The sequence below is a fragment of the Aquimarina mytili genome (assembly GCF_016735115.1).
GTDB classification, from domain to species: domain Bacteria; phylum Bacteroidota; class Bacteroidia; order Flavobacteriales; family Flavobacteriaceae; genus Aquimarina; species Aquimarina mytili.
The window spans coordinates 35,453-57,915 of the sequence record NZ_JAERQJ010000017.1; the positions used below are offsets into that span (position 1 = coordinate 35,453).

Here is a 22,463-nt window from a genome sequence, read left to right on the forward strand (position 1 = left end):
TAGCCAATTTGACAAGAGTAGTTAGCTGAACGCAAGGGTGGCTAGAGGAAGTTGGGGCATACCACCGGTTAAAGATCGTCTAGTACACCAAATGTCAAAAAGAGGGTGCGATTAGTCTAGTGTATCCAGTCACGATCATGATATAGAAAATTTACCAGATAATAAATTTGCTTGTTGTGGACATGGATTAGCTGGAAAAGCTTATCTAAAATTAACCAGTGTAAAAAGACTCTTGTCAAAAACTTACAAAAAGTTTAGAAGTTAATTTTTGATATTATCTATTTAAAAAAAAGTCCGCCTCTAAATAAGTCAAACCCTCGGTATTTTTATTTACACCCTTTTAGAGATAGTGTCTATTTATATTACTATTTAATCCCAAAAAATGATCAATAATAAGATTGCTGAGATCCAGTCAAATTTCTTTTTCTTTTTAATTCGCCGTTTTGTTTTCATAATGTATATAATATTTAGTTAATAATATGAAGGCTATAACCTTCGGTTTTTTCTCTTTTTCTTATTCTTGTTCTTTTGGCCTTTCTTACCATGATCTTCTTGGTATTTATTCTCCATAAGAATTTTGGTTACTGCAAGGATATCACTATATAATGTGTTCCTTGTAATTGATTTTAGAGCTTGATTTAGTTGTTCGCCATGTTGCTCTAACTCCTTATTAGACAGCAAATTTCGTGCCTCACCTTTCTTCAATAACCAAGCTGCACCAACATAATTTTCATTTTCAATCGCATTATTGAACTCGATCTGTTTATACAAGCCAGATTCACTTAATAGACCATTTTCTCTAAAGTAAATGATTTGTCTATCCGTACTAACATTCCCTAATTTAAGACCTTCAATAGCCACTTTAGTATACTCCGGGTGATTAACTAATTTAAGAACACTACGCTCCCCATCAGAAGATAGAACTCTTATTCCCTTTGAGTTTAAATACCTGGTTTTTTCTTCATAACTATCAAACTCATAGGTTTGCAATTTGGAAACATAATAATGGATATAGTTAGAAGAAACTGCACTCAAATATTTCTCATTATGTTCTTCCGGAATAAACGCTTCAAAACTCTTATACACTAAAATTCCGTTTGGATCCAGTACAGCTTCAGATTCATTAAATATCTGTTGAGACACTTTCTCAAAGACACTTGAATAGTATTTAAAAAATGGTTGATTTTGAAGTAATAATAGCGCATCGGACGTCGGCAATTTGTATGTTGCTTTGTATTTACCGTTGATATCAGCAACTGTATTTTCATCGACTTTTTTAACTCCTAATAATGCAGCTACGTGGTTATGGCCAATAGTATTTGCCAGGACCAGTTTATCCAATAATCGATTTTCTTCTTTTTCAATGGTATTATTGAGATATTCAATCCCTAACTTATCGCCTATAAACTCAGAGAAAACAGTATGAGACAAAGCACTGTCTAATCCTTCATCGAGAACAAATGAAGCTTTAAATGCTTCCGGATTATCATATGTTACCATAAGAAAATCACTTTCATATAGATGACCAGAATCTTTGTAGAGAGTATAATACTGCTCGTTTAGATTTGTTCTTATTTCCAGGCGTACAATTGCTTCTTCTAAGGGTTCTTTATGAGTCAGCGCTTCTTCTGAAGACAGTAAAACTTTCGCGTCAGAATTTTCTAAAATATACGCTGCGCTTTGATAATTACCACCTTCTAAAGCTAAATTAAAACGGATCTGATCTACTATAGTACCAGGTTCTATTATAGGTCTAGAATAAGGTGCAGCTGAGTACATTTCATTCAAGAGCTCCGGTTTCAAATCATCTAAAGTTACTGACACATTGTTTTGTGTCATCCTGAGAGATAATGTTTCTCCGCTGATATCTATTTCAATTCCCTTTGAATTAAAATAAAGGGCAATGTCCGAAGCTTCTTTAAAGCTCAGCTCACTAAACTCTTTAAGGTAATGAGATATATAATTATTGGTAAAAAGTTCTGTATACGCTTTTCTGTATTCCTCCGGAATATGATTTTCAAAAGTCCAATTCACCAATATACCTGTAGGATCCTTTCGGAACTCTTCCTGATCATAGAACAACTTTTTAGAAGCTGATTCAAATATCCGGGAATAATAAGCGAAATAAGGTTCTTTCTGTAGTTGACTAATTTGAGAATCAAAATTACCTTGGTAAGGAACTGTATATTTACCATAAAGATCGGTAGCTACAGAAGCATTTTGAATTACGCCCAGTAAACCAGCTGTGTTTTTACCTCCTATAGTCTGGGCAAGTTTCATCTTATTAGATAATTTTTCTTCTTCTTTCCTAGACACCTCTCTGGAGTATTCATCACTTATTTTAGTCTCCAGAAAGCTATTGTATAATTCGGTATATACTTCTTTATTTGTTAGATCGGTATCCCCTAAGAATTCAGTAAACTCAGGTATATGAGTTTTAAAATACACTAGAAAATCACTCTCATATTTATAATCAAATTCATTCCTAAACTCGTAATATTTCTCTCTTAGCAGGTCTCGTATCGCTGCTTTATCAGTCTCTTCTTGGAACGTTTGTGAAGATTCATATAGAGATTTCAATTCTTCAGAAATTCCTCCCTGTTGATATAAGTAATGTAATCCTGGTCCATAATCATCATCCAGCGCTTTTCGGAACTGTAGGTTAACCAGGTCAGCTTCCACCTTCTGATCATAACTTTTCAATGTATCAAGCACAAAGTCCTTAGCACCTCGTAACCCCTCTCTGTGTTTAAGTCCGGAAATAGATGCTGAGATACTTTCTCTTCCATATTCATTTTGTTCTATATGAATTTCAATCCCTCGCTGATTTAGCACCTGTATAAAATCTTCCGGAGAGATCATATTACTTTTCGCATATTGAAAAGCAGATTTTATATAGGATTCTGATATCACTTTTTCATAGGATGGTAAAAATTCTTCAGACAACTGCTCTGCAGAGAAATACTTTTGGTGTAAAAACATTGTACCTGGAGAAACGTAAACTTTCTCTTCATCCTTTTGAAGTCCGTTTATGTCTTGATAAATAGCCTGGATTAAAGAAGTAGTATTCCGGATAGAACTGTGTTGGGTATATTGCTCTTTGATATCCACCAGTTCCATAAGCTTATTTAACGAGTCAGAATCCAGCTTATTTGAATTAGCAAAAGTTGCTATTAATTCTTTCAAACCCTGTTCTTTCTCTACCTCACTTTTAGAAATAGCTTCAATAGAAGAATACTTATTATTAAAATATGCTGTGGCACTTTTACCTAACATTGACAGCTGTTCTTCACTCATAAACTGTTGATATAGCTGGAACGTGTCTGAAGTATCAAGGTAAGTATGATAAGTGTCTTGAAGGGCTATTTTGTCGAGGAATACACTTTCTTTTAGATAAGGTGAAATATCTTGTTTATAGGTATAAAACGCTTCTGAAGAAATAGCATGAAAAAGCTCCGGAAGCTTATCGATATCCAATACTGTTGTTGATGAAAATCTGCTGAAATCAAAATCTTTGAAATCACTGGAACTATATAAATTCTTCCCTTTGGTATCGATGACATAAGACTTTTCATTTTCACTGAATACCTTTAATCCTTTTGATTCTAAAACAACATTAGAATCAGATACTTTTAATGCAGAGAAATATTTCAATTCATCATTCAGTTTTTCTTCTGCAAGCTTTAGGTTTCTATAACGTTTGGGAGCATTCTTAAAGTTCTCCTGGAGGGATGCTTTTAATTTGTTTAAAGAATATTCTTTATTGATAGCAGATCCAGACATCCCTTTCACCCCAAATCCTTCAAACCTCTGAATATCGATACCGCCTTCTTTCTCAAAAATATGAAACGAAACGCCTTTTGATTTGGTTTTATAAGCATCAATTTGATACTGGTTCCGTAAGGTATTAAGAAAATCTTCTTCACGCTTAGGCTTTAAAGCCATCACCTCTTTAATCGAACTTTTAAGATAGTTCTTGAGATCCTGTTTGTTGGATAAATTAACCTTGTACTCCTTGTTCTGCTTAATGCTGGAGACAATAGTTAAGCCGTGTTCTTTTTCCAATTCCCTGGATATATTTTGCGATCGGTACCGGTCCTGAAATTTTGGAATTTTAGTTCCGTCATCCAATACAGAAGTAGTGATAATGTGTACGTGTGGGTGATCTTGATCTTCGTGCTTGATCAATACATAAGGCTGGTCGTGATATCCTAAATGATTTAGATAAGAAGTAGTCAGCTCTTTATATTTTTCATTGGTCAATTTAGAGCGATCGTCCGGGTGAAAGCTTAAGCTGATATGCACATAGGGATTCTTTTCTTCACTTAAATAGGAATACGCTCGAAAGGATGCATTTATTTGACTGGTAGATCTGTCTTGTACTTTATGGCTCTGAAGAATTTCGGCCACACCATTTTGGATCTTGGTTTGATGATAATTCACCAAAGATTCAATACTAGATGTATATCCGATTTCTCCTATCATTTTAATTAATATTTGGTACGTTTTCGTCTAATTTATCAACCAGTTTAGCGAACAATTCTTCCTTTTTTTGAGACAACTCTTTCAAGGTTTTTTCCAGATCATCATTGATAAAATGTCCCATATTCGCTTTTCTGGTGAGCTGATTTAGGTTAGCACCTATCTTGTTTAGCTCACGAACGAGGGCATAAAACACCGCACGATCTACATTTTCTCCCTTTGAAGGAAGGCTAATTTCACTATTGTTTTTGTTCTGCAAGACATAGTTTATGTAATTAGAAAGGTTTCCCCCAAATAAAACATCAGCTTTTTCAATGTATTTAGCCTTGTTTTTTGGGTGGGTTTTGAAGGTTATACTGACCTTTTTTTCACTCTCCGGTAAGGGTGGCCTTCCTAGTTTTTTCTCTTCTTTTTTCATTTAAAAAAATCGATTACTTGTAAAAGTAAATTAATTAATGTCTTACATTAATCTACCTTGCAGAAAACGAATGTTTTCATACTGCAATATAACGATTAACCTTAAACTGACCAAAAACATTCCAAAAAAACTGTAGCTTAAATCCTTAAAAAAGAGCGGTATAGTATTATGTAAATACCTATTAGGATATGATATAGTATGGCAATAGGTATGATGATAACATATTGGTTAAAAAGATATATTATTATAATACATAACATATATTATGATAACATATAATAGCTATTAAAAAAAGAGATAGTATCTTGGTACATAATAGTTTGGGTAATATTTTTAATTATCAAAATATATCTTATCTTAGCACATAACTAAATATTATATATTAACTATTATAGCAATACATATTAGCGGCGAACTAATTTTGCTATAGCATAACATTTTACTACAATGAAAATTATTATTGTCTACAACCACAAAGGGGGTGTGTCAAAAACCACCACTACGGTAAACACTGCAACATTTTTAGAAGCTTACTATGGTAAAAAAGTAGCCATCATTGACTGTGATGATTACCAATGGAGTACTTACAACAATCATCAAAGGGAAATGGATTTGGTTTTGGATTCTTACCAAAATGACAGGGAAGCAATTGAAAAAGCTATTGCTGAAAAAAAGATCGTAAACTACGATGTAGAAAAATGCCTGGTTCAGGATTTTGATGACAAAATTGAAGAGGTAAGGTCAAAAGATTATGACTATGTTTTTGTGGATTTGGGAAACCGAACCTTATCAGAATGTGAACCTGTTTTTGGAATAGCAGATCAGATTTTAATTCCATATTCTAATGACGAAGAGGAAATACAAAAAGCAATCGCTTTTTATAATTTGATCAGAAACAATTTCCCACACGTTCAAGCTTTTTGTCTAGTGGTTAAAATTGAAAAGTCCAGGGTCGAGAATCACCAAAAAATCAGAAATATTCTTCAGGAAAAACACGGACTGCAGTATTATGATACTATTATTCCATTAAGAACCCGGTTTGTTAAGGAACGAAGTTTCTTTAAACCTCTTAATTTTGAAACTGAAAAAAAGGATTTTAATCAAGGGCTTATATCCTTTGTAGACGAACTATTACATAAAACAGCTTGAATATGAACTTAACAGACAAACTAAGTAATACAAAAGTTCCGGATTCGTTGGATGGGGCCTTCAAAGGGAAAAAAAAGGAAGAGGCTGTTGTAACAGAAAAAAAGAAAAAAGTGGTTAAGAAGCCAAATGAAGCGTCAGATTCCACTAAAGACAAAAAGGTTAATGTTTCGTACACAATCAATGAGTCGCTTGATAAGAAGCTTCGAAAACACGTTCTGGAGCTGAAATTACAAAGTATAGATAACGAAGAATTGGCAGATATTTCTGCCAGTTCTATCGTGAATGAATTGATAGATAACTTTTTAAAGGAAAATAAATAATTAAACCGTATGGATAGCACAATGATCTTGATAATGAAGTTTGTAGCTGCAGGATTGGTGTATTTTGCCGTCGATAAATTTTATTTTTCTAAAAAAGAAAAAAAACTATACGAAGAACATTCTGCGAAAGAACCCGTAGCAATAGAACAGGAAGAAGAAAAACCCAAAGTATTGGATTTGAAGGAAGAGGACACAATTTTCGATGATAGCTGGATGGAGGAAGATGAGTTTAAAATTGAAGAACACGAAATAAAGGATCCTTACGGTAAGAAAACCTTGGAAGATCTATTCAAGGAAAATGACAAATTAGATTTAGATGGAGATATTAAGAACCTTATTAATTAAGTTGTTCTTGATATGTTGTTTTGCAATTAATGGTACCTCACAGGAAAAAATTGAGATAGAAAATCGGATTGAAGCTTTAAACAGCATTAATGAAATAAAAGTCAAGCTTCATCCATTAGTCTGGAATCAAATACAAAAATTTAGTAAAAGGAAAAGCTTCCCGAAGACGATGGGATTAGCTAAGTTCTATTTTCCTTTGTTTAAGACCAAGCTAAAACTTTATGATCTTCCGGAGGAGCTAAAATACTTAACAATAGTAGAGAGCAATTTAAAAACCAGGGCTACAAGTAAAGTAGGTGCTCAGGGATTGTGGCAATTTATGAGACCTACAGGAAAGTCGCTGGGTTTGTATGAAAATCAATATATAAATTTATTCAATGATCCTGTTGCTTCCACAGATGCAGCGTGTCGATATTTAAAGCAACTGTATACGCAGCTTGGAGACTGGGAATTAGCTTTAGCCGCTTATAATTGTGGAATTGGCAGGATAAAAAGAATATTAAAAAAAACAGGTAAAACAACCTTTTGGGAAATTATACAATATCTCCCTGAAGAAACAAGACTATATGTTCCTTCATTTTTGGCTGTACAATTCTTAATGAATTATTACAGCGACTTTGGGATTAAGCCCTATACTTTTGCTATAAGATATAGCGATGTGCGGCTAAACAAAGCAGAGTCGGATATGAGAATAGACAGAAGTAGTTTTACAAATCAAAGGGAAAAAAACATTTTTATGTTTTTGAACCCGCACTTAAAAACCCTGTACATTCCAAAAGGAACGTACTACTATAGTATAAAAAAACCCGCTATCGTAGATAGCAGGTTAATTTTAAATTAAAATGCAAGTTTATCTGTGACAAGCATAACTTGCTGCTTTTGCGAATTCTCTGAACTTAGCAACCCAGTCTGTTTTTTGATTGGGTTTCTTTTTTGTTCCTGTTTTTTCTTCAGATAGAAAGGGTCTGAAAAAATTGTTAATTGGAAGATTTTCGCCGTTACTTCCTACCATTACTGGCTCATTTACTTGAATTTCTACTACATTTTTCATAATGTATAATATTTAGTTAAACAATTATTTGCCGGTATGACAAACGTTAGCAAAATTTCATCTCAAATTTTCAAATAAGAATTCAGGAGGGTTCCCCTGACGAAGGAAGTGGGATACCTTAATTGTTGTGCAGATAAATTTGAAAGGGAATATTTTGCGGGTTTATCTTTGCACTATAATTGATTAATAGTACATCATCGATCTGGCAAAAAGATTGTTAATAAGCAAATCCCAAACGGTTCCTGAAGGGGTTCGATACCCCGAAAGGGCCGAAAATGATAAGTCCCTTTAAGAATAAAAAAGAGAGAGATTAATTTCTCTCTCCTTTTCTCCAGTTATATGGATTGATTGGGTTGGGATCTGACCACAACCCTATTTTTTGTTTCTTGGCGGTAGATTCTAAACTGGCCATTACCTTATCGGAAGAATAATATTTATAATGCCAGGCTAATCCCGCTTTCAGTAATTCGTGAGAGAGGTTTTTATCTTCATAAATGAGATAGCCTATGATCCTTCCCCATCTGTCAGTTGGCTTATTGGAATCCTTAACCTGTATCGATACCTTCTTTCCAAAAATTTGTTCTGAAGTAAACCATTTTGCTTTTTTGCCGAAAGGTTGGTTCTTTTCGGGACAGTCAATATCAGCAACACGAACAGTATATTGATTCTTATCATCATCCAGGATAACGACTGTATCGCCGTCCTTCACACCTATCACTTTTCCTTCCTGTGATAAAACAGATAACTGTACAAAAAGGAGAAACACAAATAATTTAAAAGTAGATTTCATAGTATACATAAATTTAAGTTAAACATTATTTGTGTCACTTTCAAACGGTAGTAAAATTTCATCTCAAATTTTCAAATAAGAATTCAGGAGGGTTCCCCTGACGAAGGAAGTGGGATACCTTAATTGTTGTGCAGGAAAATTTGAAAGGGAATATTTTACGGGTTTATCTTTACACAGATATATGATTAATAAATACCCTTGGATCCGGAACAGGTTTTATAAAACCAAAAAGTCCTGAACACCAGGAAGAGGGATTCGATATCCTCTTCCTGGTGAATGCAGTCCAGAGAAATAATGTTATATTCTTATTACCTAAGAATATAACATTATTAAAGTATTATCGATACTCAATATCCACCTTCTTAAATGGTATTTGATTTTGTGTGCAAAATGCTATCACCTTGTGTAGATCTTCGGGATTGTCTTTAAAGTGAATAGCAGGAAAGGTTGCTCCCAGTGTAGGGTCTAAAAGGGTTGCTTTCCCCTCCTTCAATAAATCAATATAATGTTTTAAGGAATGATACGGGAAAGGTTCGGTGTCTCCAAATTGTTCACTCATTTGATAGAATTCCTCTTCACGGTAATAGTTCATTTCAATTGTTTTTAAGGTAACTAGGGTTTCTTTACCTTTTACGAGTATTTTTTCAGAATGTTCCATTATAGTAATTTTAATAATTAATAATTAGAGTAGACAAAAAGTTCCGTTATCCAACAGATGAAGAAAATCCTGATCTGCTACAAGTTCATTAGATGTTGAATCCCAAATGGATTGACAATGGAAAGTAACCAGGTTTTGTTTAGTTGTAATTTTTTGCAGGCTGTAAATGATTCCTGAATCAACGTTCAAAAATTCCAGATTTAATGTAGTGTACATAATTTTAGATTTAATGATGAAACAATATTTGTACTCAGCTCCAGTGCTAAGGAGATTTTCGCTCAAATTTTGAAGTGAAGAATTGGATGGGTCCCCTGACGTTAGGAAGAGGGTTAATGTAATTGTTTACGCACAGAAATTTGATGGTAAATCGAGTGTGCTGAACTTAGTGCTAATATTGATTAATAACCGAGCGGAGCGAGACCATATACTATTTTGTTTCTTTTGTGAAAAGAAAATACAAAGGGGATACTGCCTATTACAAATAAATACATACTTTTAATGTATGGAAGAAAAGTTATCGATATCAGAAGAAGTAAGAATAGACAGAACACTAATAAAAATGGGATTAAAGAAATGCAATCATCAAATAAAATTTGATGGCTATTGTATGATCTGCCAGAGAAAAGTATCATTAAAAAAGGGGCAATAATGCCCCCGTGTTTATAACTTCATTTCTTTTCCGTATTCTATAATATCGAGTTCGAAACTGATCTTCATTTCATCTAAAATCCGTAACATCTCACTCGTTAAAAAGGTAATTGAATTCGGAGATGATAAGGTAACAATTTCTTTGCTTTCACCATCTACAACATTCTGAACGGTGATTTGATAATGAAATCCGGTGTCACGTTCTGATGGTAGTACCGAATCTAAACTTCCATCGGTTAAAGCTTTCATCTGCTGATATGCCTGATATACCGCATAACGCTTCTTTTTAAAGCTTAGGTAAGCTTCTTTAAGGTCATTGGATCCTTCGATCTTTTGTAAAATAAATTCAACTCGTTTTCTTCGTTCCCATTCCTCGGAAGTTTCAATAATAGGACGAAATCCTAACGTGTTGGTAATTCCCTGTAGTTGATCATCTTTTAAATTTGTCATAGGTGATAAATTTTATATTAAACAATACTGCAGCAACAATCAACAGGAGGGTACCGGTGAGGGGGACAAGGTGGAATTAGGCAGTGGGCTGCCGGTAAAAAAATAGTGGAGGGTCCCCTGACAACGGAAGAGGGATACCCTATTTTTTTAAATCTACCTTGGCAGGGCAAAGGCGGCTTGATTAAATTAGTAGTATTGAATGATATAATATTTCTTTGGTTTAGCACAGGTTTCTATAAACACAAATGTCCTGTGTTTCTTGGTATAGGTTCGATCCCTATATCAAGAAAAAGGGGGCTCGATGTATAACTTTAATCTGGCATTTGAACATTACCGGTATAATCTCTGTAGATCATTGTACCGAACCTAACATCCCGAAGTAAATTCGGATCCTCAAAGCCTCGTGTACGAAATAAACCAAAGGCCTTTACGGTTGCATTTGGAAATGCATCACTTAGCCGGGATGCACAGGCGAAAGTGGTTCTCCCTAAAGTAATGATATCTTCCACTAAAATCATATTATTGGATTCTAAAAAATCAAAATGAGCTGCTAAACTTTCATAATGTCTCTGTACCGATGGTCGGTCAGCTGCATTAGTTTGAAAACCAGACTTAGGAACTGCAGTTATTCTTTCCAGACAAGTACAAACTTCAATTCCAATACCGGCCTTTAACATTTCTTCAGCAATAACTTTCGTTGGCCAAAGGTTTCCTTCCCGGTATAAAGAACTTCTTGGAACGGGAACAAGTATCGCGTCCTTTCCAAAAAAATCCATTAATTCAGGAGTACTGACAATAACTTTTAGTGCATTTTGAATAACTGTGCGGTTTCCGTTTTTAACAGCTCCTCCCAAACGTCTCGATTTACGACCGTTTTCTGAATTCCCCCGGGTGGTATAACGTGCAAAAGTAGCGTAATCAAGTTCAGAAAGCATAATCGGATTTGGAAGTTACAAAGGGAAGATCACTAAGGATGCTGTCAAAATTCTCACGGGTTAAAACCTGAGCTCCATAATCCAACATCTCTTTTGGCCAGGTTAACGAAGAGTCACTGACAATGTTTTCCAAAAGCAATACAGATCTCCCTAACCTAAGGGCTTCCCAACCTTGATGCCTGGTTCCGCTTTTTTCTGAAGCTTCGATGATAATGGTTGCATCGCTGATTAATGCCATTGTCCGGTTCCGGATAGGAAAGTTTGCCGGCCTGGAGGGATAATTCAAAGGAAATTGGGAAATAGCCAGGTGATCCTTTTTAATAAGGTCTAAAAGCTCTTTGTTTTCTTTAGGATATACCTTGTCAAGGGGTGTTCCTAGTACTGCTATAGTTTTTCCTTGTTCACGGATAGCAGTGGTATGGGCAACTGTATCTACTCCTTGGGCAAGACCGCTGACAACAATAATTCCTTTTTCAACCAATTTTTTAGTGATAACCTGAGCTCTTTTGATGCCCTGGGGACTCACCTTTCTGGATCCAACCACGGCAACCCTCCTACCCTCGTATAACAAAGAGAAATCACCCTCGGTAAATAATTCTTCAGGAGAATTTTTTAATTCCACTTCCGTTAAATAAGATCTGAATTCCTGATAATTGCTGATTTCCATTTCCATAGGATTAAACTGCTTTTGAAAAGGCAATGTATTTAATTTGTATCAAATTCCCTAACACCTCGATTGATCCGGCGTTCTTCCACTAATTTACGAATTTGTTCGCGAAGCGCTTTAGCTTTCCTAATCCCTGGGATAGTAAAATTTTCTGTTGTTTTCTGGGAGGTAACTAAGCGAATGGATCCAAATCCAAGAATTCTGAGAAACAACGGTTCTATCAGTAAGACATCTTTCACCCGGTATAGTTCAACATCAAATGTATAACGATTCAAGATCCCGTGTTTTTTTACAATTCTGTGATTGGTGAGCACATATTGAGTGGTTTGTACATAAAGCCACGCCCAGAATGCAGTAAAAAACGGAACAATATATGCATACAAAATATAGTCATTTCCATTGTATAAATAAGCTACCGTAATTCCCACAAACACTAATGTCGATAAAAAGAAATGCTTGAAATTAATCCATTGTGTGGACTTTCCGGTCCATAATACAATTTCAGTCGAAGTCTCTCCGTCTCTTGAATAATTCTGAAATAAGATTGCATCATCCATAATTATAATTCTACTTTATAATAATACTCTTTTTTTGAAAAAGGGGCTGACCAGGAATGGAGCGTAAAACTTTTGGTATCTTCTTTAATGATTTCACCAAAATAAGGTGTTTCAATGTCTTCCTCTATTTCTTTAGTTTGTTTTTGATATACTTTTACCATAATTAAGAGGCTTTTTTATGAGTTCTCCTTTGTATAGTTTCTTTTACTTCTGCCAGGGAATGTGCCGTAGTAAAAGTATGTCCAATAGTTTTTTCTACATCGACGTACTCTTCTAATAATTCTGGGTTATGAGTTCCAGAAATAACCAATTCTTCAAAAGGAGCAAAAATACAGAATCGACAGGATAGCCTTGTCATCCCTAGATCATATGCGTAATGATAAGGTAATTGTTGTTGGTGAATAGTATCCCAAACTCTTTGTAAAGACCAGTGTAGGATAGGATTGTATTCGTGAACAATACGACTCTTGTTAGTGAGTCTTTTATTGATTGAAATTTTTTCTTTTTTTGCTCTAAAAGGACTTTCTTCAGCTCTAAATCCAAATACATATAAAACTTTGCATGATGTAAGGTTTTTGGTTAGTGCAGTGACAACCCTTCCTCCAGGACCTCTTTTAAAATCCGAAGTACAATAGCGCTGTTTACTCGAAGGCCACTTTTTTCTGCGTTTTACATATTCCAATAATGATTCCTGATATCCCTGTTTGTTTCTCCTGTGAGAATAGACAATTTTTAAGCCAAATAAGGCTGCTTGGGTTTCAGCGAGCTCCTTGGTACCTGGCCATTTGGCTTTACCAAGGTCTTGATGAGATACAATGATATTTTGTTTAGGAAAGCTCTGTAGTTCTGCCATTCTGCATATCTCATACAAAGCGCACAAAGAATCCTTTCCTGCACTACTGTTAATTATTATAATATCATACTCTGATAATCTCATAGAAAAAATTATATAGTCTGTAGTTTTAAAATATGGATTGGAAAATCTCCGACCATATGGTCACCCCTGGTATTTTCCCATTCACATCGGACATAGTTTTCAGTGTCCTTCGAGGTAACTTTCATTGTAGGGCCTCCGGATTGCAAACAAACCAGATCCCCTATTGTTAATGATAAAGGTGTGTTTGTATTCATTGCTCTAACTTTAATGTAATGGTACCGCCGGTGTTATGATCATTAACAACACATTCAGCACCAAATTTTTGGTAAAAGTGTAATAATAAAGCTTTATGGTTTTCTAGGTCTAAAGAAGAAAACTCTCCGGAGATCACCTTTATCCCTTCCGCTTTTGCATAAGATAACAAGTATTCCATTATAAGGCTTCCATATCCTTCTAGCTTTTTCCCGGTGATATCATGGACAAATATGTTGTCCTGATCTCTCCGGATAGCATAAAGGGTCATTACGTAACTATCGTACAAGTGTGTCTGGATCCTGTACACATCGATTTCAATTTGTACACCATACCGATAAGCGATAAAAACTTCCTCCCCTTTGGAGGTTTTCCGAAGTTCAAATCCCGAATACCGTTTACAATCATTTTTCAGGTAATGGATCCTGGCTTCACGGGTGGGGTGATCGGTAGATGTGTATGGAGTTTTTTCTATCATTTATTTGTTGTATCTTATAAAGGCATTTTACCTCTCTATTTTACATAATACCACTTCTGTTACAAACTGTTAAATTCTGCCTATCCCTTATCGTTTCTGGCTTCGGCTTAATTATTGGTTCTTTTTAACTAATTATGAGACGCTTGTCTTTATACCAAACTTTACTCCTGTTCGTTAAATCGGTTAATTTCACTTACAGATTGAAAGTAAAAAAATACAATTATAAAACTTTAAGAACCTGGGCATTTATAAGTAAAAACTAACCGAATAGGTGGTGGTATTTTAACAGGACGATCTTCTTCTCCTTCAACAGTTCCGGAATCATCAAAAGGACATCTCTCATCTGGCTTTAATCGATTGGTAACAACATAGTTTGAAGCTACCAGTTCTTCAGCTTTCGAAATATTAATAGTCTCCCCCGGAAAGATAGTATAGGGGTGTCCTATTATTTCTAAAAACACGGTAACAGAAGATTGATTTTCTACTGTCTGTATAATCGCAGAATCAGTCCATTCATTTGTCAGACTATTAGAACTATATCTCTCGGATTTACATAAAAATTGGAAAACTAAAGGGTATGATGATTCCGGAGGTACGACTGCTATGTTATTTTCCCATATAACTTTATCTCCATCAATCAAGGCCATTTTAGTGTCTCTCCTTACTTCTATCTTTGCAGATCCTTTGTTTTCAGAATTTATCCTTTCATTCAAAGCGGCTATCTCAACATTATCATCTGGAGGAACGACAGTAAATCTAAAGGTTGGTTTGCTCTCTCTCCAGGTAAATTCTATTTCATCCCCAGCACAGGCTTTGGTAGCATCTATAGAAAATTTTGGTTTACTACCAGAACAATAACAAAATAGAATCGGTAAGATCAATAAAGTTAATTTTCTCATTTTCATAGTTTTAATAGTTTTCAATTATAGGTTATCTGTGTGATTCCAGTTACTTCTCATAGTAGGTCGCTGAAGTATTGATGACTCCAGCGCTATCTTTTGTTTTACCATCCCTAAGAAAAAATCCGTCGCGTATAAGGGAGTCATAGTTCTCTTCAGTGGTCCAGAAAGCACAAGGCCTTCCGTCAATATAAACATTACAGGATATTAATCCGTTTATAGGATTATTACTGTCAACTACATCTATTTGTATGGTTCTTTTGCTCATAATTTATTAAGGTCTGTTATTTGATCGCTATAATATTTCCCATCATCTTCCGGATCTTCCATATCAATACACACACAACCATCTCTATCGATTAATACTCCATAACCTTTTCCTCGCCATTGATCGTAATATTGATCTATTTTTGAAATATGAATATTTCCTAATTTCCGCTGAGATGTAATGTCATATACTGTTACGTGTGTTTTCATTCTATTTAAAGTTACATATGGTTTTCAATCCAACATTCGTAGCAGATCCCGTCCGGCTCAATCATTTCATTTTCGGTACTTCCGCACTGAGGGCATTCATTGGGGTCTTCTTCGATTCCGATGATGGTGATACTCATAATACTATTTATTAATTCCGTGTTTTTTATAGTGCTCCTGAAGTTGTTCTTCCATCCAGGCATTATTTTTTCGTTGTTTTTCAATGTTTGCAACATATCCTTTATTGAAGATATAATCAAACAACATTTGTTGATGGGTCTTGTCCATATTAAGAACGATTCCTACTAACGCGTTTGTAGGATTATCCGGATTATCACTTTTAGGATTCGATCGGGCTTGTAACTTATCCCAAAAATAATCCCATCCCAGGCGAGATTCTTTAAAAGCTTCTTTAAAATCATCTTGTGTCCAGTTATAAAGCCAAAGGGAAAAGTAATGTATGATCTCTATCCCTGTTAAGTTTTTTACAGATTCAGTTGAAATTGTATTATTCATTGTTGTAGTTTTTATTAGAATTAATAGTTCTTATATTCTTCTTCCGCAATACAGACAATATTTGTAATCCGGTAACATTGGATATTTTGGGTTACAAATACAATAGTTGTATCGCCAGGAGTTATAAGCTCGTTTTTTCAGTCGTATCCAGTTTGAAATTTTAGTCATCATAACCCACTAATCTTTTAGATCCAGAAGAAGTTTCATTTTAAATAGTTTCCGCTGGTTTCTAGGCAAGTTAACTAAAATTAAATTCAATCTTTGAAGGATATTTTCGTATTCTGATTTTGGAACTTTTTTCATTTCCTTTAATAAATCATATTCTTTTTTAGCTGCCCAGTCTAACTCGATCCAATGGGTTATTTTAGATTCATCGTCAAATTTACCTTTATAGTCATACGGAGCTTTGACTCCCGTATCTGTTTTGGTGCATTCTATAATGGATCCAATAGAGCTTTGGGATAGTTTTTTAGAATACCAGCTATCCTTTCCTGAATCTTTCTCAAGATAAGAATGAATCAGTTTCTTTTTGTGGGTAAGCCTCCTCCCTTGATAGATATATATTATTTTTCCCATTTTAATTGAGTATTACGGGAAGCTCAGAAAACAAATGAGCAAATTCAGATTTTTGTTTACTGGAATAGTGTACTTGTTGGCACTTAAAGCAAACATATTGATTCGTGTCCTGGTCCAGAAAACCATTCCAAACGGAGCTGTTGCTTTTGGTTCCGGGGTCTTTGTTACAGTAATGGCATTTCATTATCAAAAGTTTTTATCTATTAATGTATATTCATATTTAAGAAGCTTGACCAATTCGGTGTGTCCTTTATCCTCTACGGACTGAAGACAAGCCATAAAGCCTAACTTAAAAGCTTCGGTAACAGGGTCTTTCCCTTCACTCACATTCTTTTTAAATTGATCCCATTTTTCTTTGTCTTCCGGATGCATACGTTGTTTTTTTTAAAATTAAGAAGCTTAATTCCGGATGTATTACGAATTTCCGTAATCCTTGTTCCATCCTTCAATATCTAACCGCAATTGTATATCTCCTGTATATCCTCTTTTTTTAGCTTCCTCAACAAATTCTAAAGGGGTATCGATATAGTATTTTTCATCTTCTACCTGGAGCTGTTCTATATATCTATAGTGATAGACAATAAACCTCCGGTTGCTACATCCCCAGTTATTGATAAGTTCATCGTACTCTATATTGGTTATACCACGCTCACATATTACTTCCCAATTGTTTTGTACAGCGCTGCGCCTAGGACAATAAGGCATCTGATCTATGATAAAAGTTATATAGCAATCAAACTTACTTGTCTTTCTGTAAAAGGCATATTGAGCTTTCCAGTTCGATTTAGGAAACTTGGATTTTAAATATGCAATATCTTCAGGAGGGAGTAATTGGTTTTTTGGTTTGTCCCATATTTCATCTAGCCGTTTATCCATTTCTTTACAGATTAAAATTGACTGATTCTTGAAAATGTTTTCAAATCCTCTTTTATCCTGTAGCGATTCAAATTATAATAAAGATGCTGCAGATAATTTTTTGCTTCTTTATATCCTTTGTTAGAGGTTTTCAGATAATACAAGATCGCTGCATTCATTCCTTCCCTATCCACGATATCGATAGCGGCCATATCCCTGGGAGAAAAAAAACGATAACCAGGAGGACACCGTTTTTTAAAAACGGCAAAATAATCATCATCGCCAATATGAATTACGGTATCCAGGCGGATGGTATGATGTTCTAATTTATATTTTGTATTCCAGTTTTTTGTATTAAAACGATCTACTGCCTGTTTTGCTTCTTTATAGGTTTTAGCAACTCCGCATACACGGATCCCTCCAGCTGTGATACCTTCCCATTTGTATGTAAAAACTTGTTGTTGTTGTATCAACACTTTTTGGGTTCGCTGAGCTTGTATGCTTAAAGGGAAAAAAAGTAATAGTACCCATATTTTTAAAATCTTCATTTTTATTAAGTTTTAATATCGTTATCTTTATATAGATCTCCTCCAGTTCTGGAGTTGTGTTCTTTTTTTGCCCTGTATCCCTGCTACTCGTCCCACATCATTTCGTTCTCATTTCGAGCAGCAGGTATCAACAGGGGGCAATCAATAACTAAAGAACCGTTTCAAAAATCCCCTTACTTTAGTGGACCAACTTTTAGGTTTAGAAGTCTTCTTCTCTTGCGGTGGTTCTTCTACCGGAAGCGGAACTTCTGCTAATTCAATTAACTTTCTATAATCAAAATACCGTTGTGCGAAAAAAACAATTACTTCCTCTGAATATTCCCCTGGTTTATTCTGTTTATAAATACCATTTGGAAAATGCTTTTCTCCGTATTCATCGGTAATGATTTTATGTACGATGGCTTGTGCCAGTTCATTTATATTGATGTAAATATCTTGTTCTTTATCTACTGAAATATTCATCTTGTATGTTTTTGAAGTTTTTAAAAAACCAACCCTAACAATAAGGGTTGGTTTCGTTCACACACTAAATCACCTATGACAGGCAAAACCTGCACCTTTGGCTAAATCTTTCCATAGTGCTTTGAAATCAGTATGCACATAAATGGATCTAAGTTGTATATATAATGTCTTCATCGTTTTGAAATTATTATTACCATTCTGAAGGAAGTAGTAAAGTATTATTACAGAAAAAAAGACGTTGTTGGTCTAATGGAAAATCAGGTTGGTCATATTCCTGGCGATACAATAGCATGGATCCTCCATCAGAATATATAACCGCTGCTTTATTGTCGGTCTTTTTAAAATCTATTGTAATAAAAAGATGTGCCTTTTTTAGCTTACTGCAGACCTGTAATGCATCCTTTATAAACCACTTACACTGACAAATTCTTGAGAATCTTTCAATCCCTTCCGTATAAAAACTTTCTGTTTCCGGGGATGAAAAAAGTAACTCGGAATAAGTATAAGATGCTAATTGATTTGTGATTACCTGAGGACTATTCATAACAAATGTTTTTTAGTGATAGTCTCAGAGATAAAAGGACGGAACTTTCTTTTAGGTCTTCCTGATTTTGATAGTTCGTGTTTTTGGAATACTTCAATATGAACTGTATCCCCGTTCATACGTTTTTGTGTAGACACTCCGGTTGCTAATGGAGTGGGTTCTGGTGCTAGATTCTCAAAAGTAAAGTTTGATTTACTTAAAAACAGAAAAGAGAATCCCGTGAAGAATTGTTTTATTAAATTTGCCACGATAATCTTTTAATTAGGATTATTAAAGGTTTGAGAGGGTGCTTGTTTTTGGTCGAATGACACCCTCTCTTTTAAGGTCTATGATCCTAGTAATAGGATTTCGTTACACACTACTTCAGTAATGTATCGTTTCTTCTTTTCAGCATCTTCATAGCTACGGGAAACAAGTTTACCATCTATAGCAACCTCCTTTCCTTTTTGTACGTATTTTTCGATGATCTCTGCAGTCTTGTTCCACGCAACTATGTTATGCCATAATGCTTTAGTCACCCTCTCACCTTTATCGTTGGTGTAAGTTTCATTAGTAGCAATCGAAAAGTTAGCTACTTTTTTGTTGTTTTCTAAGTTTTTAATTTCCGGATCCTGTCCTACGTTTCCGATTAACTGTACTCTGTTTCTTAGTGTGCTCATAATTAAAATTATTAAAGGTTTAACTGTTATTGTTTTACATAGTAAATATACGAATAAATATATTAATACACAACATTTTATACATTTTATTATATTAATTATTATATTAGTTTTTTATAGTAATTATTATTTCCATAAACATATTATATAACTGTATTTCAATGCTTTAAAATTAATTTTCCCTTTGACGCTGCGCACTCTTACTATCTTTTCTTAGTAAGAGTTGACTACCGTTTTTGAAAAACAGCAATGTGGTGGTAACCTCTTTGCTGTTTTGATGTTTTGTAATGAATGAAAGGGTGGCCCAGGTAACGGGCGTTCCTGAAATGAAGTCAAAACCAAAATAAGGTAGTCAAGCTGGAAGCAAGCAGCCACTATTTATTTTCCGATGAAAGCGATGGAGCAAGGATCTTGTATTTACTGAAAATGTAATTGAAGTAAATATAGGATGCTTGGGCGTGGATAATTCATACTTGAATCAAAAGCTACCCATTTACTATTTTAGTACGGGTTAAAAAAGACTAAATTGTTTAGTGACCGGATTTACAATAATATCTTTGATATCACTATGATCCTCTACACTATTATTTGTTTTGGATATCGGTTTTTCACTCACCCCTACCCTTTTACGAACATAGTTATATGCCAGATGAACATCCTCTACATATTCGATTCTAGGAATTTTTTCATACCTGAGAGACCTGTTTACTATGAATGCACCTTTAAAGTTTCTCCCAGGGAAGAGACCATCATCACAAATTACAATACCATCGATTCCGTGTAAAAGAAGGTTTAGTGCGCTCATTTTAGCACAAGTGTAGTCTATATCCACCAATGAGTGGAACATTCCTATATTCACACTATTGGCAGCCAGGGAGAACCTAGCAGAACCACAACAAGGGTCAGAAAATAATTCAGTTGATTGGGGTTCTAGTATTTGGGCCATAAACCTACATATGGGAAGAGGGGTGAAAAATTGTGCAAAATGTTTATTGGTTAGGCTATTTAGTTCATAAAATGTTCCAAATACATCGTAGAAGTCCGTATCTTCTTTTATTTGAGAATTTAAGATGTGTATAGTTTCATAAATCAGTTTTCCGAATGTATTTCTTTCTTCTTGTGAATAAATTTTACGTATTCCAGGAAGGTCTATTTTATGATTGAAACTCCAACCATTAATAAATAAATCTAAGAAATCATCAAAGACTTTGTAATAGCTGTGCCTGTATGATATAGAATCAAATAATTTTATGAAGTTCTTTAATTCCTCCGGGGTGTGTCTGTTATGTCTGCTCATAGATATGAATTTTAAATGAAACAATAGTTCCCCGGTAACCAGTGTTAGCGAAATAATGGAGCGGAAAGGAAACGGAATAAATAGTGAGGATAGGAATGGTTTATGCCGTCCCTTTTCCGGAATTATTTCGCGAGCTTATCTTTGGGAAATTTTGATTGAAAGTATATCGAGCTGAAAAGGTTCGATACCTTTACAGCGAGAGTAAGGAATACTAAATAAAACTCCAGTTTAAGGTACTGGAGAAACCTATCAGTATGTTATACTAATTCATATATGTGATCAAAGAGCGCTTTATCAAACTTCTCTTGTTGAGAAAAACTCTTTTTAATCTGATTGTGAAGTACTGCGTTAAAAGCATTATAGCCAAGCCATAAATTAGGTGGTTCGTTTAATAAAATTGATTCGCTATTTAAAATTTGAATAACATCTCTGGATTTCTTGGATGGATCCTGGTTCTTGTCACTGCATTCATATCTAAAGAGCTTGGTTTTTTCTAAGATATCTTTTACAAATTCTTTAGTATCTATAATCTTCACTTCTTTCATTTGCTCAAATTGATGTACGATGGTATAAAACTCATTGTCTAAAAACTTTTTAAATAGATTTTTAATTCCTGGCATAATCAAGTGTGAATTATTCTTTCTATGTTTAATGGAAAATTCAACTTCTGTAGTAGATACGTGTAATCCATTAGAACATACTTTTCTGTAAAAACCGAAATGACCGGAGGTTTTTTCACTTCCGTCATAGGAATTCTTGAACCGAAGCATTGGCAGGATAAGATCATTGTCATTTTTGACTGAAAATTGATTTTCATCATCAATAATAAAATCTGTGATAAATGATCTGTCGGATCTGTTGATCGTTTGCTTGTGATAGTGAAGTTCAGAATCAATAAGCATTTGTTCTGCCTTTTTAAAGAAGATTTCGTTGGGTATATGTCCATAGCTGTTAGAAACTACATTGACGATTTTACCATTAGAAATAATAACATTTTCTAACCCTCTCCTGGAGTCTATGTCAGTTAATTCTTTTAGGGATTTCATTTCTGAAGGAACATAGATTTCATCCTGCACTAAATTTTCTAAATACATAATTAAAATTTTAGATTAAACAATATTTAGGCAGTTTTCAAAGGGAAGATATAATCTCAGCTCAAAAGGAAACGGAATAAAAAGGGCGATGTAATCGCCTGGTTTATGCCGTAGTCTTTTGATGGGAGTTTATACGACTTTAACTTGCATGGATATTGATTGAATAATCGTTCTGTACCTTGAATGATCAACTAATCCCAGAAAATGATAAGTAGTAAGATAAAATCAATCAAATCGAATTTTTTTCTTCTTTTAGTTTTCATTGTATTTAATTTTGTGATTCATAATGAAAACAGGAAAATGTAAAAAAGGTTCAAAAAACAATTTAAATATTGAGTTTGAACCTTAACATACCTTCGTTTGAAGACCATCACAAAATAATGAAATACTAAAAGAATAAATTGTATTAATTGAATATGCACAACATTTAATTATTATCAACTACCTGCTTGCAGTAACCAA

At 34.4% G+C, this 22,463-nt stretch carries 32 protein-coding genes; 4 read left to right on the plus strand and 28 right to left on the minus strand.

Features of this window, described 5'->3' with window-relative positions; genetic code table 11:
• Window positions 1-486: 486 nt before the first annotated feature.
• Window positions 487-4,485: a relaxase/mobilization nuclease domain-containing protein gene (locus tag JJQ60_RS21295; RefSeq protein ID WP_201924622.1), complete on the minus strand. Its 3,999-nt coding sequence runs from the start codon at window positions 4,483-4,485 to the stop codon at window positions 487-489.
• Window position 4,486: 1 nt separating this feature from the next.
• A complete protein-coding gene (locus JJQ60_RS21300) occupies window positions 4,487-4,900 on the minus strand; it encodes a MobC family plasmid mobilization relaxosome protein (protein WP_201924623.1) in 414 nt (137 codons plus the stop codon).
• Window positions 4,901-5,347: 447 nt separating this feature from the next.
• On the opposite strand from JJQ60_RS21300, the gene JJQ60_RS21305 reads away from it, so the two are divergent.
• From JJQ60_RS21305 to JJQ60_RS21320, 4 genes are read left to right on the plus strand one after another with little or no spacing between them, the layout of a single operon-like run.
• Window positions 5,348-6,049 carry a ParA family protein gene (locus tag JJQ60_RS21305; protein ID WP_201924624.1) on the plus strand — a complete coding sequence of 234 codons (702 nt, stop codon included), beginning with the start codon at window positions 5,348-5,350 and terminating at the stop codon, window positions 6,047-6,049.
• A gap of 2 nt (window positions 6,050-6,051) precedes the next feature.
• Window positions 6,052-6,369: a hypothetical protein gene (locus JJQ60_RS21310; RefSeq protein ID WP_201924625.1), complete on the plus strand. Its 318-nt coding sequence runs from the start codon at window positions 6,052-6,054 to the stop codon at window positions 6,367-6,369.
• A 9-nt stretch (window positions 6,370-6,378) separates the two neighbouring features.
• Window positions 6,379-6,714 (plus strand): hypothetical protein, encoded by a 336-nt coding sequence (locus tag JJQ60_RS21315; RefSeq protein ID WP_201924627.1) that lies wholly within the window; start codon window positions 6,379-6,381, stop codon window positions 6,712-6,714.
• Window positions 6,686-7,555 carry a lytic transglycosylase domain-containing protein gene (locus JJQ60_RS21320; protein WP_201924629.1) on the plus strand — a complete coding sequence of 290 codons (870 nt, stop codon included), beginning with the start codon at window positions 6,686-6,688 and terminating at the stop codon, window positions 7,553-7,555. The genes JJQ60_RS21315 and JJQ60_RS21320 overlap by 29 nt, the downstream gene beginning before the upstream one ends.
• 9 nt (window positions 7,556-7,564) lie before the next feature.
• Here JJQ60_RS21320 and JJQ60_RS21325 read toward each other — a convergent pair whose 3' ends face one another.
• From JJQ60_RS21325 to JJQ60_RS21450, 26 genes are all read right to left on the minus strand, one after another.
• A complete protein-coding gene (locus tag JJQ60_RS21325) occupies window positions 7,565-7,765 on the minus strand; it encodes a hypothetical protein (protein ID WP_201924631.1) in 201 nt (66 codons plus the stop codon).
• A gap of 310 nt (window positions 7,766-8,075) precedes the next feature.
• Complete coding sequence (locus tag JJQ60_RS21330) at window positions 8,076-8,555, minus strand: thermonuclease family protein (protein ID WP_201924633.1); 480 nt, start codon at window positions 8,553-8,555, stop codon at window positions 8,076-8,078.
• Window positions 8,556-8,892: 337 nt separating this feature from the next.
• Window positions 8,893-9,213 carry a hypothetical protein gene (locus JJQ60_RS21335; RefSeq protein WP_201924634.1) on the minus strand — a complete coding sequence of 107 codons (321 nt, stop codon included), beginning with the start codon at window positions 9,211-9,213 and terminating at the stop codon, window positions 8,893-8,895.
• 24 nt (window positions 9,214-9,237) lie between these two features.
• The gene (locus JJQ60_RS21340) at window positions 9,238-9,429 is read right to left on the minus strand and encodes a hypothetical protein (RefSeq protein WP_201924636.1); all 192 of its coding nucleotides are present in this window, start codon (window positions 9,427-9,429) and stop codon (window positions 9,238-9,240) included.
• A 444-nt stretch (window positions 9,430-9,873) separates the two neighbouring features.
• The gene (locus JJQ60_RS21345) at window positions 9,874-10,311 is read right to left on the minus strand and encodes a hypothetical protein (RefSeq protein WP_201924638.1); all 438 of its coding nucleotides are present in this window, start codon (window positions 10,309-10,311) and stop codon (window positions 9,874-9,876) included.
• A 311-nt stretch (window positions 10,312-10,622) separates the two neighbouring features.
• Window positions 10,623-11,246: a hypothetical protein gene (locus JJQ60_RS21350; protein ID WP_201924640.1), complete on the minus strand. Its 624-nt coding sequence runs from the start codon at window positions 11,244-11,246 to the stop codon at window positions 10,623-10,625.
• Entirely contained in the window at window positions 11,236-11,919 is a 684-nt protein-coding gene (locus tag JJQ60_RS21355) for a DNA-processing protein DprA (RefSeq protein WP_317194040.1), read from the minus strand. Before JJQ60_RS21355 ends, JJQ60_RS21350 begins: the two co-directional genes overlap by 11 nt.
• A gap of 32 nt (window positions 11,920-11,951) precedes the next feature.
• A complete protein-coding gene (locus tag JJQ60_RS21360; RefSeq protein ID WP_201924644.1) occupies window positions 11,952-12,470 on the minus strand; it encodes a PH domain-containing protein in 519 nt (172 codons plus the stop codon).
• 2 nt (window positions 12,471-12,472) lie between these two features.
• Entirely contained in the window at window positions 12,473-12,631 is a 159-nt protein-coding gene (locus JJQ60_RS21365; protein WP_201924645.1) for a hypothetical protein, read from the minus strand.
• A gap of 2 nt (window positions 12,632-12,633) precedes the next feature.
• The gene (locus JJQ60_RS21370) at window positions 12,634-13,407 is read right to left on the minus strand and encodes a phosphoadenosine phosphosulfate reductase domain-containing protein (protein WP_201924646.1); all 774 of its coding nucleotides are present in this window, start codon (window positions 13,405-13,407) and stop codon (window positions 12,634-12,636) included.
• 8 nt (window positions 13,408-13,415) lie between these two features.
• Window positions 13,416-13,601, minus strand: coding sequence for a DUF2158 domain-containing protein (locus tag JJQ60_RS21375; RefSeq protein WP_201924647.1), 186 nt, complete (start codon window positions 13,599-13,601; stop codon window positions 13,416-13,418).
• Window positions 13,598-13,870 carry a GNAT family N-acetyltransferase gene (locus JJQ60_RS21380; RefSeq protein ID WP_201924648.1) on the minus strand — a complete coding sequence of 91 codons (273 nt, stop codon included), beginning with the start codon at window positions 13,868-13,870 and terminating at the stop codon, window positions 13,598-13,600. Before JJQ60_RS21380 ends, JJQ60_RS21375 begins: the two co-directional genes overlap by 4 nt.
• Before the next feature lie 437 nt (window positions 13,871-14,307).
• On the minus strand, window positions 14,308-14,976 hold the full coding sequence (locus JJQ60_RS21385; RefSeq protein ID WP_201924649.1) for a hypothetical protein: 669 nt from the start codon (window positions 14,974-14,976) through the stop codon (window positions 14,308-14,310).
• Window positions 14,977-15,025: 49 nt separating this feature from the next.
• Complete coding sequence (locus JJQ60_RS21390) at window positions 15,026-15,244, minus strand: hypothetical protein (RefSeq protein WP_201924650.1); 219 nt, start codon at window positions 15,242-15,244, stop codon at window positions 15,026-15,028.
• The gene (locus JJQ60_RS21395; RefSeq protein WP_201924652.1) at window positions 15,241-15,453 is read right to left on the minus strand and encodes a hypothetical protein; all 213 of its coding nucleotides are present in this window, start codon (window positions 15,451-15,453) and stop codon (window positions 15,241-15,243) included. Before JJQ60_RS21395 ends, JJQ60_RS21390 begins: the two co-directional genes overlap by 4 nt.
• Before the next feature lie 141 nt (window positions 15,454-15,594).
• A complete protein-coding gene (locus JJQ60_RS21400; protein ID WP_201924653.1) occupies window positions 15,595-15,966 on the minus strand; it encodes a hypothetical protein in 372 nt (123 codons plus the stop codon).
• Between the two features lie 177 nt (window positions 15,967-16,143).
• The gene (locus tag JJQ60_RS21405) at window positions 16,144-16,542 is read right to left on the minus strand and encodes a hypothetical protein (RefSeq protein ID WP_201924654.1); all 399 of its coding nucleotides are present in this window, start codon (window positions 16,540-16,542) and stop codon (window positions 16,144-16,146) included.
• Between the two features lie 186 nt (window positions 16,543-16,728).
• The gene (locus JJQ60_RS21410) at window positions 16,729-16,914 is read right to left on the minus strand and encodes a hypothetical protein (RefSeq protein ID WP_201924655.1); all 186 of its coding nucleotides are present in this window, start codon (window positions 16,912-16,914) and stop codon (window positions 16,729-16,731) included.
• A gap of 42 nt (window positions 16,915-16,956) precedes the next feature.
• Window positions 16,957-17,418 carry a hypothetical protein gene (locus JJQ60_RS21415; RefSeq protein WP_201924656.1) on the minus strand — a complete coding sequence of 154 codons (462 nt, stop codon included), beginning with the start codon at window positions 17,416-17,418 and terminating at the stop codon, window positions 16,957-16,959.
• Between the two features lie 11 nt (window positions 17,419-17,429).
• The gene (locus JJQ60_RS21420) at window positions 17,430-17,945 is read right to left on the minus strand and encodes a hypothetical protein (protein ID WP_201924657.1); all 516 of its coding nucleotides are present in this window, start codon (window positions 17,943-17,945) and stop codon (window positions 17,430-17,432) included.
• A gap of 141 nt (window positions 17,946-18,086) precedes the next feature.
• The gene (locus JJQ60_RS21425; protein ID WP_201924659.1) at window positions 18,087-18,407 is read right to left on the minus strand and encodes a hypothetical protein; all 321 of its coding nucleotides are present in this window, start codon (window positions 18,405-18,407) and stop codon (window positions 18,087-18,089) included.
• Window positions 18,408-18,597: 190 nt separating this feature from the next.
• Entirely contained in the window at window positions 18,598-18,951 is a 354-nt protein-coding gene (locus tag JJQ60_RS21430; protein ID WP_201924661.1) for a DUF6876 family protein, read from the minus strand.
• Window positions 18,948-19,199: a hypothetical protein gene (locus tag JJQ60_RS21435; protein WP_201924663.1), complete on the minus strand. Its 252-nt coding sequence runs from the start codon at window positions 19,197-19,199 to the stop codon at window positions 18,948-18,950. Before JJQ60_RS21435 ends, JJQ60_RS21430 begins: the two co-directional genes overlap by 4 nt.
• A 78-nt stretch (window positions 19,200-19,277) precedes the next feature.
• A complete protein-coding gene (locus JJQ60_RS21440; RefSeq protein ID WP_201924665.1) occupies window positions 19,278-19,610 on the minus strand; it encodes a single-stranded DNA-binding protein in 333 nt (110 codons plus the stop codon).
• Window positions 19,611-20,121: 511 nt separating this feature from the next.
• Window positions 20,122-20,907, minus strand: a complete 786-nt coding sequence (locus tag JJQ60_RS21445; RefSeq protein WP_201924667.1) for an N-6 DNA methylase — start codon at window positions 20,905-20,907, stop codon at window positions 20,122-20,124.
• A gap of 257 nt (window positions 20,908-21,164) precedes the next feature.
• Complete coding sequence (locus tag JJQ60_RS21450) at window positions 21,165-22,001, minus strand: DUF932 domain-containing protein (protein WP_201924669.1); 837 nt, start codon at window positions 21,999-22,001, stop codon at window positions 21,165-21,167.
• Between the last annotated feature and the right edge of the window lie 462 nt (window positions 22,002-22,463).